At 55.3% G+C, this 17,295-nt stretch carries 17 protein-coding genes; 14 read left to right on the top strand and 3 right to left on the bottom strand.

Annotated elements, in window-relative coordinates; all coding sequences use genetic code 11:
• Window positions 1–164: 164 nt before the first annotated feature.
• Window positions 165–446, top strand: a complete 282-nt coding sequence (locus GOB90_RS10905; protein WP_242011958.1) for a hypothetical protein — start codon at window positions 165–167, stop codon at window positions 444–446.
• A gap of 188 nt (window positions 447–634) precedes the next feature.
• Entirely contained in the window at window positions 635–1,900 is a 1,266-nt protein-coding gene (gene hemA, locus GOB90_RS10900; RefSeq protein WP_146887428.1) for a 5-aminolevulinate synthase, read from the top strand.
• A 243-nt stretch (window positions 1,901–2,143) separates the two neighbouring features.
• Here hemA and GOB90_RS10895 read toward each other — a convergent pair whose 3' ends face one another.
• Complete coding sequence (locus tag GOB90_RS10895) at window positions 2,144–2,530, bottom strand: hypothetical protein (protein ID WP_173572049.1); 387 nt, start codon at window positions 2,528–2,530, stop codon at window positions 2,144–2,146.
• Between the two features lie 285 nt (window positions 2,531–2,815).
• Window positions 2,816–4,108 (bottom strand): DUF445 domain-containing protein, encoded by a 1,293-nt coding sequence (locus GOB90_RS10890; RefSeq protein WP_173572057.1) that lies wholly within the window; start codon window positions 4,106–4,108, stop codon window positions 2,816–2,818.
• A 208-nt stretch (window positions 4,109–4,316) separates the two neighbouring features.
• Here GOB90_RS10890 and GOB90_RS10885 point away from each other — a divergent pair, with 208 nt between their 5' ends.
• From GOB90_RS10885 to GOB90_RS10845, 9 genes are all read left to right on the top strand, one after another.
• Window positions 4,317–7,139 carry a phosphoenolpyruvate carboxylase gene (locus GOB90_RS10885; RefSeq protein WP_373322028.1) on the top strand — a complete coding sequence of 941 codons (2,823 nt, stop codon included), beginning with the start codon at window positions 4,317–4,319 and terminating at the stop codon, window positions 7,137–7,139.
• A gap of 155 nt (window positions 7,140–7,294) precedes the next feature.
• A complete protein-coding gene (locus tag GOB90_RS10880) occupies window positions 7,295–7,789 on the top strand; it encodes an SUF system Fe-S cluster assembly regulator (protein WP_146887434.1) in 495 nt (164 codons plus the stop codon).
• A gap of 6 nt (window positions 7,790–7,795) precedes the next feature.
• Window positions 7,796–9,286 (top strand): Fe-S cluster assembly protein SufB, encoded by a 1,491-nt coding sequence (gene sufB, locus GOB90_RS10875; protein WP_146887436.1) that lies wholly within the window; start codon window positions 7,796–7,798, stop codon window positions 9,284–9,286.
• An 88-nt stretch (window positions 9,287–9,374) separates the two neighbouring features.
• Entirely contained in the window at window positions 9,375–10,145 is a 771-nt protein-coding gene (gene sufC / locus GOB90_RS10870; protein ID WP_146887438.1) for a Fe-S cluster assembly ATPase SufC, read from the top strand.
• Window positions 10,142–11,452 (top strand): Fe-S cluster assembly protein SufD, encoded by a 1,311-nt coding sequence (gene sufD, locus GOB90_RS10865; protein WP_146887440.1) that lies wholly within the window; start codon window positions 10,142–10,144, stop codon window positions 11,450–11,452. Before sufC ends, sufD begins: the two co-directional genes overlap by 4 nt.
• Window positions 11,449–12,693, top strand: coding sequence for an aminotransferase class V-fold PLP-dependent enzyme (locus GOB90_RS10860; protein WP_146887442.1), 1,245 nt, complete (start codon window positions 11,449–11,451; stop codon window positions 12,691–12,693). The genes sufD and GOB90_RS10860 overlap by 4 nt, the downstream gene beginning before the upstream one ends.
• 9 nt (window positions 12,694–12,702) lie before the next feature.
• A complete protein-coding gene (sufU, locus tag GOB90_RS10855) occupies window positions 12,703–13,137 on the top strand; it encodes a Fe-S cluster assembly sulfur transfer protein SufU (RefSeq protein ID WP_146887444.1) in 435 nt (144 codons plus the stop codon).
• A gap of 136 nt (window positions 13,138–13,273) precedes the next feature.
• Window positions 13,274–13,591: an SUF system Fe-S cluster assembly protein gene (locus tag GOB90_RS10850; RefSeq protein WP_242011964.1), complete on the top strand. Its 318-nt coding sequence runs from the start codon at window positions 13,274–13,276 to the stop codon at window positions 13,589–13,591.
• A gap of 17 nt (window positions 13,592–13,608) precedes the next feature.
• A complete protein-coding gene (locus tag GOB90_RS10845) occupies window positions 13,609–14,019 on the top strand; it encodes a HesB/IscA family protein (RefSeq protein ID WP_146887448.1) in 411 nt (136 codons plus the stop codon).
• A gap of 496 nt (window positions 14,020–14,515) precedes the next feature.
• On the opposite strand, the gene GOB90_RS10840 is transcribed toward GOB90_RS10845, so the two are convergent.
• Window positions 14,516–15,442, bottom strand: a complete 927-nt coding sequence (locus GOB90_RS10840) for an ROK family protein (RefSeq protein ID WP_146887450.1) — start codon at window positions 15,440–15,442, stop codon at window positions 14,516–14,518.
• 138 nt (window positions 15,443–15,580) lie between these two features.
• Between GOB90_RS10840 and GOB90_RS10835 the strand changes: the two genes are divergently transcribed.
• From GOB90_RS10835 to GOB90_RS10825, 3 genes are all read left to right on the top strand, one after another.
• A complete protein-coding gene (locus tag GOB90_RS10835; RefSeq protein WP_146887452.1) occupies window positions 15,581–15,847 on the top strand; it encodes a sulfurtransferase TusA family protein in 267 nt (88 codons plus the stop codon).
• 127 nt (window positions 15,848–15,974) lie between these two features.
• The gene (locus GOB90_RS10830; RefSeq protein WP_146887454.1) at window positions 15,975–16,205 is read left to right on the top strand and encodes an exodeoxyribonuclease VII small subunit; all 231 of its coding nucleotides are present in this window, start codon (window positions 15,975–15,977) and stop codon (window positions 16,203–16,205) included.
• Between the two features lie 8 nt (window positions 16,206–16,213).
• Window positions 16,214–17,155, top strand: coding sequence for a polyprenyl synthetase family protein (locus GOB90_RS10825; protein ID WP_146887457.1), 942 nt, complete (start codon window positions 16,214–16,216; stop codon window positions 17,153–17,155).
• Window positions 17,156–17,295 lie beyond the last annotated feature (140 nt).

The following is a 17,295-nucleotide window of genomic DNA, read 5'->3' as shown; positions in this document are numbered from 1 at the left end:
GGAGGATTTTTCTTCGATCCGGGCTGGCCGGACTTTCTGTCGCCCTTGCCGGATGCGCTCTGATTGATCAGCGTACTTTTAACCCGCGCGCCAGCCGGCCGCCGAAGGTTTATATACCGCCCCCTCCGCCCGGGCCGCCGCCCGTTCCTCCGCTTATAGAAGTTGTGGCCGGGACGCCGCCGGCCAGATGGGAAAAGCCGCTTGAGGTCGTGGTCAGGCAGGCGCTGGTGCGTAAGCCGAATATCCTGTTCCAGGTCCGTGCGCTCGTTCCGCCCGGACCGGATGCAGCAGCTGATCAGCAGGCCCTGATTCGTCTCGTCGGTGCCGACGGTGAGGCCGTGGCAGGTGCGATTATCAGGGCAGGCGCAGCTCCAGAGCAGGTGGAGATGACGGCTATGCCTGATTCTGCGGTAGCAGGGCCGCGAATCCGGGTGTATGTGAAGTAAATTCTGGAAATGAAGTTCTGATCAGTTCCGTTCAGGGAATCAGTTGCCGGACAGGGTCGCCTCTTTTGCAAGCAAAGAGGGGCTCGGCCAGGATCAGAATTTCGGGTCCGGCAGCCGCATGCAGGTTTGTCATGTGGGCTAAGCAGAGTCGCACCGTGCGGGCGCGAATGAAACAGGAGTAGAGCTGGGTGACCATTCGTAACGCGAGACACCCTTTTTACGAATTTTGTGACGAGGCTCTTGAGGATATCCGGAAGCAGGGACGTTACCGGACTTTTACGCCTCTTGCCCGGCAGGCGGACAGATATCCGGTATACGAAGAAGAACTTCCATCAGTGCCTGAGGGGCGGGAAGTCGTCGTCTGGTCATCTAACGATTATCTCGGCATGGGTGTCGAAACTGAAGTCTGCGAGGCGGCTATCAGAGCTGTTCGTGAACATGGCGCAGGCGCTGGCGGGACGCGCAATATCGCGGGTACGAGCCCATTGCATAAGGCGCTGGAAGCGGAGCTGGCGTCTCTGCATGGTAAAGAAGCCGGCCTGCTGTTTGTCTCCGGCTATGTGTCAAATCAGGCAAGTTTGCAGACTATTCTGACATCCATGCCTGGCTGGATCTGTTTTTCTGATCGTCAGAATCATGCATCCATGATCGCCGGTATAAAGGGCGCCCGCGGATCTGCAACGGTTATTTACGAGCACAATGATCTGGCGGATCTGGAGGCGAAACTGGCAGCGGCACCGGCAGACGCGCCTAAGCTGATCGCTTTTGAAAGCGTGTACTCCATGGATGGCGATATATCTGACATCGCCGGAACCTGCGCACTCGCCCGCAAATATGGCGCCATGACATATATTGATGAAGTCCACGCCGTCGGGCTCTACGGACAGGAGGGCGGAGGAGTTACGCAGCGGGACGGTGTTGCCGATCAGGTTGACATTATCGAAGGAACTCTTGCCAAGGGCTTCGGCGTACATGGTGGTTACATCACCGCATCCGCGCAGGTTGTTGATTATCTTCGGTCAGCGGCTTCGGGGTTCATCTTTACGACCTCTCTGCCCCCTTCTGTCGTTGCCGCCGCTCTGGCCAGTGTGAAACTGGTCCGTGCTCAGAACTGGCGCCGCGCAAAGATGTTTGAGCGCGTTGATACATTCCGGGAAAAACTGCGGGCAGCCGGCGTTCCGTTTACACTGACGCCGAGCCATATCGTGCCTGTTCCTGTCGGTGACGCAGACCGTTGCAAAACAATCAGCCGCCGCCTCCTGAATGACTATGGCCTGTATGCTACTCCGATCAACTATCCGACGGTTGCGCACGGAACCGAACGACTGCGTCTTACTCCTGGTCCGTTTCATACGGATGACATGATGGATGAGATGGTGAATGCGCTTCGGGTGCTTCTGGCGGAAGTGCCGATACCTGCATCGGGTCAGGCTGTGATAGATAAGGCCGCCTGATTACGGATAGCGACTATCCGTGATTTATCCCGTTCGGGCGGGACATGGCTTCTGTGCCTGTGAGGTGCGGCGGATATATGGCTCTGATGACCGGAATACAGGAATAACGGCCAGAACTAAAGGACGGAGACCTTTTTAATCCGGCTCACTACGGAGTCTGGCGTGCGGGTTTGATCTTCGGAAACAGAAAGGGCCGGACGCACGGCAAAATCGCACGTCCGGCACATAATTCGTATCGGATAATCAGTTCGGTGTTGAGATACCTGGCGTCGCCGGTGCTCCGGGGGCCACCACGCCTGTACCAGCAGCCGGTACGGAACCTGTCGGAGTTGTCAGAGTCGGAGTCTTGACTGTTGGCATGCCGACCGTGTGCATTCCTGGCATGGAAGGCATAGTGCTGTCCCCGGCACTGGTGCCGATCGACGGAACTTTGTCCTGCTGGGCGGCAGACAGGCTTTTTGCATTCAGATCAGCGGTTGCAGCATCCCCGTTTGCTGTCGCTGATTCGTCGTTGTTATGCTTGTGAGAGTGATGCGCAGCTGATGCCGGCGACGCAACTGCGAGGATCGCGGCGGGCGTGCCGGCAAGGATCGTGGCGCCGAGGAGTATCTTTGAAGCTAATGACCGCATGAAAGGATTCCTTTCGTTATCTGAGCTCTGAGAGCAGAGCCGATATCAAGGCAGGAAAACAGGCTGCCTGAGTTGCTTATAACGTAACATGTCGCAAACGAGACCAGAAGGCCGCAGATTTTTTCAACATTCCGATTTTGTTTTTATTGCTGTTTTTTATGTTGTTCAGTTTGTTCTTGTCTTGCTCTCATCATTTCAGACAGATGGCGGACAGAAAATTTTCTCTGATTGCTAAATTTTATATCAAATATACAAAACATCAGCCGAACCTTGTCGGGATAACGCCTATTGCCCGGTTACGCCGAAAAAGAAGCGCAGGAGTAACGACAGCATCGCCCCGACAGCGAAACCCACCAGAGTGCCGTTCACTCTGACGTACTGAAGATCCCGTCCAACCCTCAGTTCCAGTTTGTCGGCAATGGCAACGGCGTTCCAGTTACTGACAACGGTCGCAATGAAGGCGGAAAGATGCTCACGCAGATAGGGCAGCGATCTGCGGATGGCTTTCCTGGCGCTTTCCGTAATGCGCGCGCGCATGGCTGGATCATGTCTCGCCTGAGCTGCCAGTTTTGTCAGCGCTTCACGAACGAGCGTGGCGATCCAGCTGTCCTCTTTGCGAATGTCTTCCTGTATCATCCGTTTCAGGCGGGACCAGATATCCGCACCCCAGGCCTGCATTGAATCGTGGGCAAACACGGATTTAAGGGTTTGCGACAGGTCTTCAGCCCGTTTGGGATCCTGTTCGATGCGATCAATTTCGGATCTTACCCACTCTGTGAAGCCTTCCCGCAAGGCTGAATCTTCCGGATTGATACGGTCAAGCTCTTCGGTTGCGGCCACCAGCACTTTAGTCGCAATGGAACCGCCGATAGCCCAGCCAAGAATACGTCCGCCCTGCTCACGAACCCGCTCTTCGATCATCGTCCGAAGTGCTGGTTCCTTCGCCTTCAGGCCCGATTTGAGTTGCCGGACGAGAAAAGAGAGGACTTCCTGATGCTGGTTTCCATCCACAAGGGCCCGCAGGCCGCGGGCAATAACCGGCGTCAGATGGCTGCCTCCCAGCAGCAGCGGCAAGCTTCGCCCGACTGCGGCACCTGCGCGACCGTCTTCCATTCGCTCCAGCATCTGCGGCACGACGTTAATCACACTGGTCGTAAGCATGTTTGCTGTTGCCGGGTCGGCAATGATGTCAGCGATAACGGTTGGAATATCGATTCTCGCGAGAACCTGGTCGATTTCTTCTTCGGTAAAAACCTGAGTGGAAACAAACCGGCCCAGAGCACGTCCCAGTCGCTCCTTCTGAGCCGGAATAATGGCTGTATGCGGAATGGGTAAGCCCAGCGGATGACGGAACAGGGCTGTGACCGCAAACCAGTCGGCCAGCCCGCCGACCACGCCGGCTCTGGCTCCGGCCCGCAGAGTTTCCAGCCATAAGCCCGGGGTGATCAGATTGTAGAGCGGAGCAAGATAACCCGCAGCCGTCAGCCCTCCCATGACCGCGAGAAGGCCTGTTGCCGCACGTTTCTGTCGTGTGAGTGCACGACGGGCATCATCATCAGAGTAAGGCTGCATGCTCATCAACTGGTGGATAGCATTGCCTTGACCACCTTCCCAAACCGGTGCCGTCATGCGGGAGTAAGTTTGTCGTCCTGCAAGCGCCTGTGAATTGCTTTGCTGTCTCATTCAGATCGGGAAAAAGCCCATGGCTGAAACGCCGTCGTACGCCGGTTCACTCCATTTTCGTGGCTCGGAAGCACTCTCTCCGGGAGCGAGAGCCGTTTTAGCCATGGCAGGTATTCCAGAGACACGCCTCGCGCAGCGAGGAGACGCAGTTGCGGGTCTTCCTGAAGATACCGGTAACGATGTGCTTACGATGACACGGCGAATCGACACCATGCTCGATCATGGCGAATTGACCCTGTGCGATCTGCAGGATGTTGTGCGCTATCTGCGTGATGACGCGTTCCTTCGCAGAGCCACGCGTCTGCATCGCTATCCGGGCGGAACGAAGCCGTCAGCTGCGACGGAGCGTTTTTCTGCGATCGTCAAACTGATTATGGCAGCAGCATCCATGGAGACCGGGACAGAGAAGGATGAGGCTCTGGTAACCGTTTCCGGGCAGGCGGAGGATCTGAGCCGATTTCGCTCACAGGTGGAGCGTGTACACTTTGCCGCCGTGTTTACGGCCCACCCGACATTCGCGCTTGCGAATAATGTTTACAAGGCACTGGCGGAATATGCTTCTGCTCCGGAGCCTCATGATGCAGCACCGGAGTTCGAGACGCATCGCCGCAGTGCCCCACCCACTCTGGAAGAAGAATTTACACTTGCGTCTGAAGCTATTTTGCGAGGTCGTGACGCAATCGACGATTTTATCCGTGAGCTTCTTATAGCTGCACGCAATCAGTGGCCCCGGGCCTGGTGCAGCATCGTGCCGCGTCCGGTGATTCTCACGACCTGGGTGGGGTACGACACCGATGGTCGCACCGATATCGGCTGGTGGGACACGATCCGCCTCCGCCTCCGGATGAAGCTGTTTCAGCTTCAGCGTCTTCGGGCGCAGATTGCGGCATCGGGCGTGGAGGCTCATGCTTTAAGCAGCCGCCTGTCGCGTGCCTGCTACACGGTGGAAGCGCAGATTGCAGCATGTCCGAAAGAAAATGATGCGGAGGCGACAGTCGAATTCGCCAGTCTGATTATTGATCGCGCCGCCGATGCCATTTCTGACCCCTACGTGCTCGCCGACGCCCTGCAGGACGTGATCGGTGAGGCCACGGGCAAGGCGGCGCTTGATCTCTCTGTCGCGCGGGCGGGATTTTTTGCGCATGGTATGTCCGCCGCTCATAGTCATACCCGACTGAATGCTACCCAGATCCACAATGTCGTCCGGCAGCGCCTGCGCCTGACTGACGATCCCGCCGATCCAGCCCATCGGCGTGCATTGCTTTCCCGTATTAACGAGGCACTTGATGCCGTGGCGCCGGTTCCTGTCGATTTCGGTGCATTGCTGGCCGAACAGGCCTCAGCGGCCCGGCTGATGATGACCATCGCGCAGATCGTCAAATATATCGATACCGCGACGCCCGTGCGTTTTCTGATTGCCGAGACAGAAAGCGGGTACACATTGCTGGCGGCTTTGTGGCTGGCGCGACATTTCGGGATCGCGGAAAAAATAGAGATCTCACCACTCTTTGAGACGCGGGAAGCGCTGCTTGGTGGCGCCCAGATTATTGACGAAGCGCTCCGGTCACCTCACTGGCGCGCCTATCTTCGTGCCACAGGTCGCATCAGTCTGCAGTTCGGGTATTCCGACTCGGGCCGGTATGTCGGTCAGCTCGCCGCGACCTATCTCGTGGAACGTCTGCGGCTCAAGATTGTCGATCTTCTGAAAAAATGGGACCTGAGCGATATTGAGGTCATTCTGTTCGATACACATGGCGAAAGCATCGGTCGCGGGGGACATCCGTTCCGTCTGGCTGACAGGCTCGATTATCTTTCTCCCCCCGATGTGCGTGCAAAGTTCACTGAGCAGGGCGTTAAATACCGTGAGGAAACAGCGTTTCAGGGAGGAGATGGCTATCTGCTGTTTGGGACTCCGGAACTTGCGAGGGCAAGCATAGCGACCATCACCGAGCATATTTTCGAACCGGCCCGGACTCTGAAAGATCCGGTGTATGATGAGCCCGATTTTTCATCGGATTTCTTCTCGACCATTGCGGAAGGCATGACCGGTCTGGTGGCCGACCGCGGATACGCTGACCTTCTCGGCGCATTCGGCCCGGCTCTGATTGATAAAACAGGCTCACGACCAGCGGCGCGTCAGAGTGAGGGCAGGGGAGCCTCACCACGGATCACGCATCCCGGCCAGCTTCGTGCAATTCCGAATAACGCCATTCTTCAGCAGCTTGGCTGGTGCGCCAACACGATTCAGGGGCTCGGTTCAGCCGCGCGTCGTCATCCCGAAACGTTCGATATATTTCTGGAGCGGAGTCCACGTTTTCACAGGGCTCTGGATTTTGCCGCCCATGCGCTGGCGCATTCTGATGATCAGGTCCTGCGCAGCGTGATCTGGCTGCTTGATCCAGGCTACTGGCTGGACCGGGCGACTGCGGAAACAAGGCCCGGCCAGCGCGAACGCTATCTCGCTGTCATGCACGACCTCGAACGCCTCGATTTCTGGGCTGATACTCAGTCCATGTTCCGACGCATTCAGGCTGATCATCTCGCGCTGCGTGCTGCATGGCCGGACGCTCCGGTCATGGGCGTACAGGAGCGTCTGCTGCACGCGATCCGGATTGCTTTCATCGAGCGTATCTGGGTTCTGGCGACAAAAGTACCGTTTTTCATGCCGCGTGGAAATTTTACGCGGGACGTCATGATGCAGCGTATTCTTTGTCTCGAAATCCCGTCGGTCCTGCGGGAACTGGATGCTGTTTTCCCACATGGAGGCGATGCGCCGGAGCTTGATTTCCATGAACCTGCCGGACCACAGAACGAAAATTCCTACAGTGAAGAGCACGAAGAAATTTTTCAGCCCATGGAGGTGATGTTCCGGACGATGCGCGAGATCAGCATTGCGATCAGTCATAATCTCGGTGCGTTTGGCTAAGGAATGAGGCTTACGCATTTGTGTTTATGCAGGGGCTGCACCCCTCCTGAGATGCTTTGGCCTTGACGTTGAGGCCCGGGGGTCGCATTTGTGTGGGGAAACCGGACTGATTTAGTCCGTAATAGTAACCTGCCCCGCTACAACGGACGGATTATATGCTCAGGCTGTCGAAACTGGCCGATTACGCCGTTCTGACCCTCGTCGGGCTTGGGCGCCATGATGAGGTCGTGACCTCATCCGCACTTGCCGCGGAAACAGGCGTGCCGGAGCCAACTGTTGCAAAGGTTCTGAAAACGCTTTCAGCAGACGGGCTGCTGGTGTCGCAACGTGGTGCCCGGGGTGGATACCGACTGGCGGAAAGGCTGGAAGACATATCGATCGCGCGGGTGATTTCTGCGGTTGACGGACCAATTTCGCTGACAGCCTGCGTCAGCGGCGGAGGCTGCGATAATGGTTCCGATTGTGCACTTTACGGAAGCTGGGACGTCGTGAACGAGGCTATTCGCGACGCGCTCGCGGGAATATCGATCGCCAGAATGGCGGAAATGAGTGTGCCGGCACGGCGTATCCGTGAGGACAGTTGTGTGTCTCACGATAACGCGCGGCACGACAGCAGGACGACGGGTCCGGTTAGTACGTTCGGAGGATAAGGGATCATGCCAGCCATTACGGAAACCCGCGAGCAGGTCGAAAAGCTTGGTCAGTCCTCTTATAAATGGGGATTCGAGACCGATATCGAGATGGATGTCGCCCCGAAAGGGTTGAACGAAGAAACTATTCGCCTGATTTCTGCCCGTAAAGAGGAACCTGAATGGCTTCTTGAATGGCGTCTCGCGGCTTACAAGGCCTGGCTGACGATGACGGAGCCTTCCTGGGCTAAAGTTGTCTATCCGCCAATCGACTACCAGGATGCGCATTACTACGCGGCGCCCAGAAAAAAGCCTGGTCCGAAATCGCTTGATGAAGTCGATCCTGAACTTCTCCGTACTTATGAGAAGCTTGGTATTCCGCTGCACGAGCAGGCGCTGCTCGCCGGTGTTGAGGTTCCTGAAGGCGAGGAGGCCCGTCTGCCGGTTGCGGTTGATGCTGTGTTCGACAGTGTCTCTGTTGCGACAACCTTCCGTAAGACACTTTCCGAAGCCGGTGTAATTTTCAGTCCGATTTCTGAGGCCGTAAGGGATCATCCTGATCTGGTCAGAAAATATCTTGGCAGTGTTGTTCCGGCTGGTGATAATTTTTACGCGGCTCTGAACTCTGCTGTATTTACCGACGGATCATTCGTATTTGTCCCGAAGGGTGTGCGTTGCCCGATGGAACTGTCGACGTATTTTCGCATCAATGCACGTAATACCGGCCAGTTTGAGCGAACACTGATCATTGTCGAGGATGGTGCTTCCGTCTCATATCTTGAAGGCTGTACCGCGCCGATGCGTGACGAGAATCAGCTTCATGCGGCTGTCGTCGAACTGGTGGCCATGGAAGATGCCACCATTAAATACAGCACTGTGCAGAACTGGTATCCTGGCGACGAGAACGGCCTTGGCGGCATCTATAACTTCGTTACGAAACGGGGAGCCTGTCGCGGGGCGCGATCCAAAATCTCATGGACGCAGGTTGAGACGGGGTCGGCAATCACATGGAAATATCCGTCCTGCATTCTTCAGGGTGAAGGATCAGTCGGAGAATTTTATTCTGTCGCCGTGACAAATAATCATCAGCAGGCCGATACAGGCACAAAGATGATTCACATTGGCAGGAATACGCGGTCGACGATTATTGCCAAGACAATCAGCGCCGGCAAATCCGACAGCACATATCGCGGGCTTGTAAGGATGCTGCCAAAGGCATCCAACGCCAGAAACTTCACTCAGTGCGACAGTCTGCTGATCGGTGACCAGTGCGGCGCTCATACGGTCCCCTATATTGAGAATCGCAATATGTCGGCACGTATCGAGCACGAAGCGACAACGTCGAAGATCTCTGAAGACCAGATGTTCTACTGTCGTCAGCGCGGATTGTCGCAAGAAGACGCCGTTGGACTTATTGTCAACGGTTTCTGCAAGGATGTGCTGAAAGAACTTCCCATGGAGTTTGCTGTTGAGGCGCAAAAGCTTCTTCAGATCAGCCTTGAAGGCAGCGTTGGTTAACTGATCTGGCGTTTGCGCGTGCGTAACAGGGATTTACGAACAGGAATGGCCGTTGCCGTGATGCGGGCAGGGAGCCGGGAGTAAAAACATGACAGATTTACTGAAAATTTCCGGTCTCCATGCCAGTATTGATGCCGACGGTAAGCCTAAAGAAATTCTTCGCGGCGTAGACCTGGTCATTCCCCCGGGCGAAGTGCATGCCATCATGGGGCCGAACGGATGCGGTAAGTCGACGCTGTCCTATGTTCTGGCCGGACGTGAAGAATATGATGTGACGTCAGGATCGGTCACATTCATGGGCAGAGATCTTCTGGATATGGAACCGGAAGAGCGTGCTGCCGCCGGTCTGTTTCTGGCGTTTCAGTCTCCGGTCGAACTGCCTGGCGTCAATAATGCAAATTTCCTGCGGACGGCAGTCAACGCGGTGCGTCGGGCACGCGGCGAAGCAGAACTTGATGCTGTTGGCTTTTTGAAGGCCGTGCGTGCAGCGACGAAAAATCTGTCTATGTCCGATGATATGCTGAAACGTAGCGTGAATGTTGGCTTTTCGGGTGGTGAAAAAAAACGCAATGAAGTGCTGCAGATGACCATGCTGCAGCCGACCCTGGCTATCCTTGATGAGACGGATAGTGGCCTTGATGTCGACGCACTTCGTATCGTGGCTGAAGGTGTAAAAAATCTTCGTTCTCCGAAATTTTCCGCGCTTGTCATTACTCACCATCAGCGGCTTCTGGATTATCTCGGACCGGACCGCATTCATGTCATGGCACGAGGCCGGATCGTCCGGAGCGGCGGCCCGGAACTGGCGAAGCAGATTGATGCGGAAGGTTATGCCTCTTTCCTCGCGGAGGCGGCATGAACGCCATTACACCATCAGATCGTGGTCTCGCTCCATTTGAGGCCAGGCTCAGCAGTTTTCAGGATGCTACACGAAAAGCCGCTGCCGGTGATCTCGCGCTGACGGGACTGCCCGGTCCTCGTGTCGAGGCCTGGCATTACACCAGTCTGCGGGCTCTGAATTCCTACATCTTTAATGAACCGGACACGTGCTTTAACGAAAGTGCTGTCCAGGTTATTCTTCGGTCGCTTATCCCGCAGAGCGGTTGCCTGGAGCCTTTGCCACGTCTGGTGCTGGTAAACGGTCGCGTGGTTCCGGCCTTGTCCTCTCCGGCGGCGTCATTGCCAGAGGGCGTTACGTTTTCTGCCTTTTCTGGATCTCCTGATTTCGGAATGCAGGCATCTCCGCAACGGGATCCGCTGGTGGCGCTAAATACGGCGCTGGCTGTTGATGGTATAAAGTTAGTTGTCGAACCGCGTGTGAAAGCGGGCCGGATTTTGCTGATATCGCTGGCGATGTCTTCCTCCGGAGCCATATCCTTTCATCCGCGTCACAGTGTTACGTTGGGTGAGGGCGCCTCTCTGACGCTTATCGAAATTGCGGCCGGCAGCGAAGGACCGGGCGCGTATTTTCATAACCCGGTTCTGTCGTGTTCGGTCGCCGAAGGGGCGCACCTTGAACATATTAAACTTCAGCGCGAAGCGGCTGACGCTATCCATCTGGCGACGGTTTACGCTGATATTGCCAGCCATGCGACTTATGAGAGCTTCACGCTCGGTTTAGGAGCTGTGCTGGCTCGGCATGAAGTTCATGCAACGCTGCGCGGCTCACATGCCGGCGTGCATGTGAATGGGGCACAACTGCTTGGAAGCGGGCAGGTCGGTGATATTACCAGTGTTATCACCCATGGTGCACCAGACTGCATTTCTCGCCAGACTGTAAGGAATGTTCTGACTGATCGTGCGCGGGCTGTGTTTCAGGGAAAGGTCCTTGTGGAACGCGTCGCCCAGAAGACAGATGGCTATCAGATGAACCAGGCGCTGTTATTGTCGCCGACTGCTGGAATTGACGCAAAGCCGGAACTGGAGATTTACGCTGACGACGTAAAGTGCAGCCATGGCGCGACAGTCGGTGCTCTGGACGAAGAACAGTTATTTTATCTCCGCAGCCGCGGCATTCCGGATGCGGGCGCGCGGCAAATGCTGGTCGAGGCATTCCTGACGGAAGCTGCTGATCTTGTTCAGGATGAAGTTGCCCATGCAGCACTCGGCACTGCATTGACAGAGGCTCTGGTGAGCCGGATTGCAGCCTGGGAGAATGCGTCATGAGCGTTTCCGGGAGTGAGATCATCAGCGCCGACCTGTCGGGTCTGCGTGCTCAGTTTCCGATCCTGTCGCAAAAAGTGCACGGAAAACCGCTGGTTTTTCTCGACAGCGCGGCATCGGCCCAGAAGCCGGACGTTGTGATCGACGGAATGGCCCGGATGATGCGTTCACAATACGCGAATATTCATCGTGGGCTGCACTGGATGAGCGAACGCAGCACTGAGGCTTACGAGGCCGCCCGTACGCGTATCGCAGAATTTCTTGGTGCGGAATTTCGCGAAGAAATTGTGTTCACGCATAACAGCACCGAAGCTATCAATCTCGTTGCCTACTCTTACGGTTCGCTGATTAACCCGGGTCAGGCCGTTCTGATTTCGGAAATGGAACATCATGCCAATCTCGTGCCCTGGCAGATGCTGCGTGACCGGGCTGGCATTGAGTTGCGCGTTGCACCCATTACGGACAGCGGCGATCTTGATCTTGATGCGTACGGTGAATTGCTCGCAGACGGGAAGGTCGCCCTCGTTGCAATTACCCATATGTCGAATGTTCTGGGGACAATCACCCCTGCACATCGCCTGATTGAAATGGCACATGCCGTTGGTGCGAAAATTCTGCTCGACGGAAGTCAGGCCGTTGTTCACCGCCGCGTAAATGTTCGCGAGCTTGACGCGGATTTTTATACTTTCACAGGCCATAAACTTTATGGCCCCACCGGAATCGGCATTCTGTGGGCACGCAGGGAGCTGCTTGATGCCATGCCACCGTTCATGGGTGGCGGCGATATGATCTCGTCGGTGACATTTGAAAAATCGACCTGGGCGCCAATACCGGCAAAGTTCGAGGCAGGCACGCCGGCTATTGTTGAAGCTGTCGGACTTGGAATAGCCATAGACTGGGTGGAGGCAATTGGCTTTGATGCCATTGCGGCTCATGAGGCGGCGCTCACGAAACATGCATTGAATGTTCTTTCGGAAGTGCCTGGACTTTCTGTCGTCGGTCAACCTCGCCATCGAGGCGGAGTGATTTCGTTTACAATGGATGATGTCCATCCGCATGATATCGCCACTCTTCTGGACCGTAACGGCATCGCGGTACGGGCTGGTCATCATTGCGCGGAACCACTTATGAGAAGGCTTGGTCTTACGGCGACGGCCCGCGCAAGTTTCGCAGTTTATACGACAGAACACGAAATTGACGTTCTCGCTTCAACCCTTCGGCGTATTCGCCAGTTTTTTGTGTAGGGCAGGGAGATGGACGAAAACTCTCTCTATAATACGATAATTGTTAATCGTTCTCGCGCGCCGCTGCATGCGGGTGTTGTTGAGAGGGCGACGAGGCTTGGGCAGGGGACGAACCCGCTTTGCGGTGACAGAGTTCGCCTCTCTGTGCGCACGGAGAAGGAGGAAATTGAAAACCTCCTTCATGAGACACGAGGCTGTGCGATCTGTATTGCCTCGACAGACCTGATGGCAGAAGCGGTAACCGGGCGAACAGTTGCCGATGCCCTTGATCTGGCCCGGCAGTTTACCGATATGCTGGAGAACGGGTCATCAATGGTCGAAACCGCTGATGCTGCTATGCCAGATGCTTTGCGAGCGTTCCTGCCGCTGAGAACACACCGTTCACGTCTCCGTTGTGCAACATTACCCTGGACCGCGCTTGAGGAGGCGCTTGATCATGACTGATCCTGTGACGATCAATGAAAATAAACCGGATTCTGTGCCGGCAGAGACGTCGACGGCAGCACCTCAGGGGCAGACTGACGCGGCTTCTGATCCGCATAAATCATCAGTTGCGCACTGGACTCCCGATGGAGAAGTGATGCCACATTCGGGTGTCCCATCTGAAGAGGCTGTGATCGAGGCAATTGCTACGGTCCACGATCCTGAAATTCCGGTGAATATTTACGAGCTTGGACTGATTTATGCGATCGATCTTCATGATGACGGGCGGGTGAAGGTTGAAATGACACTGACAGCTCCCAACTGTCCAAGTGCCCAGGAACTGCCGATTCAGGTTCGTGAAGCGATTGAAAAAGTAAATGATGTTACCTCGGCCGAGGTTAATGTTGTTTGGGATCCACCGTGGGATATGTCGCGGATGAGCGATGAAGCGCGCCTCGCACTCAACATGTTCTGACGCAGGAGAAGACGACAATGAACACGCAGGTGACGCCCGATTCTGAAAATAAAACGTCGGCCGCAATACAGGTAAATGTCCGTGCGTCACGTGCACTGCCGCCTGTAATAACATTATCGGAAGCAGCCGCGGCCAGATTACAGGGGCTGTATGCAAATGCGCATGTAGGTCAGTTATTGCGGATTTCCGTGACGACAAAAGGTTGTTCGGGAAAGGCTTATGACATGAATTTTGTCGCTGAAGCCGGAGAGCCGGGAGATGAGCGTGTCACTGATAAGGGCGTGACGGTGCTGATCGACAGAAAGGCAGTCCTGTTTCTCATCGGTTCTGAGATGGATTATCAGAGTAGCGAACTTGAATCGGGTTTTGTATTCAGCAATCCAAATGAAAAAGGCCGCTGTGGATGTGGAATGAGTTTCCATGTCTGATGGCAGAAACTTCAGTATTGTTTGATTAAGGGGCAGTTCATCCAGTGGGTATGTATCCGGGAGTATTACAGCATGGCTGTAAGCCGGATCATATGTATGATAAATCTCAGGCTTTACGTATTACCTTAGTGCGTTTTCAGCAGCATTCGACGTTCCCACAGGATAAAAACTGCGGTGTAGCGAATTATCACGATCATGCAGGAGACGCGGCTACCAGCCGTTTTCATTATGTCACTCAATGATCAGACGAGACAATGCCTCCCAATCTTCATGACTGCGTAATATACAATTATGCCGACCGTCTGAAAGTGCCCGGCGCCTCAAGTCTCGCGAATTTATTTGTCCCATATCCCTGGAACGATCACCACCTCAGGCAAAATCGCGGGGAAGTTGCCGGGCATGACCGCAATAAACGGGACCGCGTTTAAAGTCTGCTTGCCGGAAAAGTCAAAAAATCGGGGTCAAGTCCGGCACAGAAATGCAGATGTTTCTTTGTTTAGCTGATGCTCTCCGCTGCATCCCACAACCATGCGGCACCACGCACGCCGGAACTGTCACCATGCAGATTGGGGAGAATCAGTGTTTCACATTCGGGAGTGATCACGTGCCTCGGCAGGAGGGAAGGGATACGTGCCAATGTTTTGCGAAGATTGGAAACGCCTCCCCCGAGTACAATGGCATCCGGATCAAGCAGATTGATAATTAGCGAGCATGCACGGGCCAGCCGGTCAACATAGCGGTCGAGAGCGGCCTGGGCAGCCTTGTCTCCATCGGCTGCCGCATTTTCAATTCCTTCAGCGCTGCGATTTCCGGCACCTTTCCAGTCCGCCGCCAGAGCCGGCCCGCAGAGGAAACGCTCCAGGCAGCCTTCATTGCCGCAGAAGCATTTTGGCATAGGAAACTCGTCGATACGTGGCCACGGCAGGGGAGTATGTCCCCATTCGCCCGCCACATGGTGCAGTCCGGTTACGAGGTGCCCGTTAATGACCAGTCCGCCGCCCATGCCGGAGCCAATAATGACACCGAAGACGATGCTCTTTCCCGCAGCAGCGCCATCTATTGCTTCGGAGAGCGCAAAACAGTTGGCGTCGTTTTCAACACGGACAGGTCTGCCGGTAACCTCCGGCAGGTCATGTTCGAAGGGTTTGCCATTCAGCCATGTGGCATTCGCATTTTTAACCAGACCATCTTTTTTGTTTGTCGAACCCGGAATGCCAACGCCGAGAGGAATTTTACGCCCGTTTTCTTCGATTCCGACTTCCGCAACGGCGAGATCGGCGAGATCACGGATGGTGGCCAGCAGGCCATTGTACTCGCCTGGGTTAGGAACCCTGCGCCTGAACAAAATTTTTCCTGAAGGGTCAATGGCGGCCAGTTCGACCTTGGTACCACCGACATCGATTCCCAGACGCAATTTATTCATCGTGCTCGCTCTAGCCCCTGCGTGTCGGCTTCCGGACGTGGCCCGGACCGGGATTGAAGGTTTGTGTGACTGAACGAATCACCTATGTGGAAGAATATGTCTATAATGAGCTTAGCTTTTTAAGGTGGATTGAAACAGGTGAGTGAGACTGTTCTGGATGTGAGGGGGCTCAGTTGCCCTCTTCCCGTGCTTAAAGCCAACAGAGCGTTGCGTGGTCTGACTGGGGGTGAACATCTTCGGGTGCTGGCAACAGATCGGGCTGCAGCATCTGATTTCCGGTCATTCTGCCAGGAAACAGGGCATGACCTCCTGGCATTTGGTGAAGAAGCCGGAGTGCTGTCATTCGTTATCCGAAAGAAATCTGACAGCAGATCCAAAGATACTACTGACGATTTCTGTCTATAAAGATCCAGGTTAAAAATTCTGTCATTTTTTAAGTCGCATCTCGCGTTTGGTATGCGTTCGGACTTGGCAAATGACGGTCGTGCAGGCTAAGGCCTTCCGCTTATGAACGATGAGGACGCCATTTAATATGACGGATGACATCGCTTCTCTGTCTTTCGAGGACGCTCTTACCGAGCTTGAGCGTATCGTGAAGAGCCTTGAGGGCGGCCAGTTCCGGCTTGAAGAAGCCATTACGTCCTATGAACGCGGGGCGGCCCTGCGTGCGCATTGTGAGAATAAGCTGCGTGAAGCAGAGGCTCGTGTCCAGGCGATCGTTCAGAAGGCTGATGGTTCGCTGGATGCAAAAAATTTGGATTGAATTTAGTCATGACTAACTCCGGCGCAAGCCATCGTTCCGTGTCGTCTGATTACGATTCCGAAGCGCTCCGAAATTCTCTGAAAAAGCGTGCCGGCGTGATCGAAGCTATGCTCGATCGGTTGATTCCTCAGGTGAGCGGGCCGGATGCCAGACTGGTGGAGGCCATGCGTTACGCCGCGCTGGGTGGTGGAAAACGTTTGCGCGGTTATCTGGTGGCAGAGGTAGCTGCGCTTTTCGACGACAGGGCCGGTGACGATGGTGCATACCGGGCGGCTGCATCGGTGGAAATGCTACATGCATATTCGCTCGTGCATGATGATCTGCCAGCAATGGACGACGACGATCTGCGTCGCGGCCAGCCGTCGACCCATCGTAAATTTGATGAGGCCACAGCCATTCTCGTAGGCGACGCGTTACAGACGAAAGCTTTTGAAGTTCTCGCTGAGGTCGGAACGCACCCTGAAACTGCCGTGCGACTGGATCTTGTCCTCACTCTCGCTAAGGCGTCCGGCGCAGCGGGCATGGTGGGTGGTCAGATGATCGATATGGAAGGTGAGGGGCGCGCTCTTTCGTTGGATGAAGTGCGTCATCTGCATGCGCTTAAGACTGGTTGTCTTATCCGTTATTCCGCTGAAGCAGGCGCTATTCTGGGGAAAGCAAACGCTGAGCAGCGTGAACTGATTGTAAGCTACGGGCGGGATATCGGGGCGGCTTTCCAGATTGCTGATGATGTACTGGATGCAACCGCAAGTGCTGAGGAACTGGGTAAGACAGCCGGCAAAGATCTGGCTGCGGCGAAATCGACCTTTGTCGCTCTGCTTGGTATCGAGGGAGCGCAACGTGAAGCCGAAGCACTGGTGCGCCGTGCGGCTGATTCGTTGCGGATTTTTGGGGATAAGGCTGAACGGCTGCGTGATCTTGCGCGTTATGTCGTCGAGCGCAGGAGCTAGAATTCATGGGCGAAGCGTCAGGCTCGTGCCCCTCTCGGGGACGTTTTCCGTTACTGGACCGGGTAGACTACCCGTCTGATTTACGGAATCTGTCGACCGACCAGCTGAAGCAGGTCGCGGACGAGCTTCGCTCCGAGACC

The sequence above is a fragment of the Acetobacter oeni genome, assembly GCF_011516825.1.
Taxonomy (GTDB): Bacteria; Pseudomonadota; Alphaproteobacteria; order Acetobacterales; family Acetobacteraceae; genus Acetobacter; species Acetobacter oeni.
Note: the sequence above shows the minus strand (reverse complement) of the source record. Positions and strands in the feature narration are given on the sequence as shown.

What these genes read in the sequence shown, in the direction of transcription:
- sufB (WP_146887436.1), top strand. Translation starts at nt 7,796, where the DNA reads ATGCCAGCCATTACGGAAACCCGCGAGCAGGTCGAAAAGCTTGGTCAG.
- GOB90_RS10885 (WP_373322028.1), top strand. Translation starts at nt 4,317, where the DNA reads ATGGCAGGTATTCCAGAGACACGCCTCGCGCAGCGAGGAGACGCAGTT.
- sufD (WP_146887440.1), top strand. Translation starts at nt 10,142, where the DNA reads ATGAACGCCATTACACCATCAGATCGTGGTCTCGCTCCATTTGAGGCC.
- GOB90_RS10850 (WP_242011964.1), top strand. Translation starts at nt 13,274, where the DNA reads ATGCCACATTCGGGTGTCCCATCTGAAGAGGCTGTGATCGAGGCAATT.
- GOB90_RS10840 (WP_146887450.1), bottom strand. Translation starts at nt 15,442, where the DNA reads ATGAATAAATTGCGTCTGGGAATCGATGTCGGTGGTACCAAGGTCGAA.
- GOB90_RS10880 (WP_146887434.1), top strand. Translation starts at nt 7,295, where the DNA reads ATGCTCAGGCTGTCGAAACTGGCCGATTACGCCGTTCTGACCCTCGTC.
- GOB90_RS10845 (WP_146887448.1), top strand. Translation starts at nt 13,609, where the DNA reads ATGAACACGCAGGTGACGCCCGATTCTGAAAATAAAACGTCGGCCGCA.
- sufU (WP_146887444.1), top strand. Translation starts at nt 12,703, where the DNA reads ATGGACGAAAACTCTCTCTATAATACGATAATTGTTAATCGTTCTCGC.
- sufC (WP_146887438.1), top strand. Translation starts at nt 9,375, where the DNA reads ATGACAGATTTACTGAAAATTTCCGGTCTCCATGCCAGTATTGATGCC.
- GOB90_RS10895 (WP_173572049.1), bottom strand. Translation starts at nt 2,530, where the DNA reads ATGCGGTCATTAGCTTCAAAGATACTCCTCGGCGCCACGATCCTTGCC.
- GOB90_RS10860 (WP_146887442.1), top strand. Translation starts at nt 11,449, where the DNA reads ATGAGCGTTTCCGGGAGTGAGATCATCAGCGCCGACCTGTCGGGTCTG.
- GOB90_RS10890 (WP_173572057.1), bottom strand. Translation starts at nt 4,108, where the DNA reads ATGAGCATGCAGCCTTACTCTGATGATGATGCCCGTCGTGCACTCACA.
- GOB90_RS10825 (WP_146887457.1), top strand. Translation starts at nt 16,214, where the DNA reads ATGACTAACTCCGGCGCAAGCCATCGTTCCGTGTCGTCTGATTACGAT.
- GOB90_RS10830 (WP_146887454.1), top strand. Translation starts at nt 15,975, where the DNA reads ATGACGGATGACATCGCTTCTCTGTCTTTCGAGGACGCTCTTACCGAG.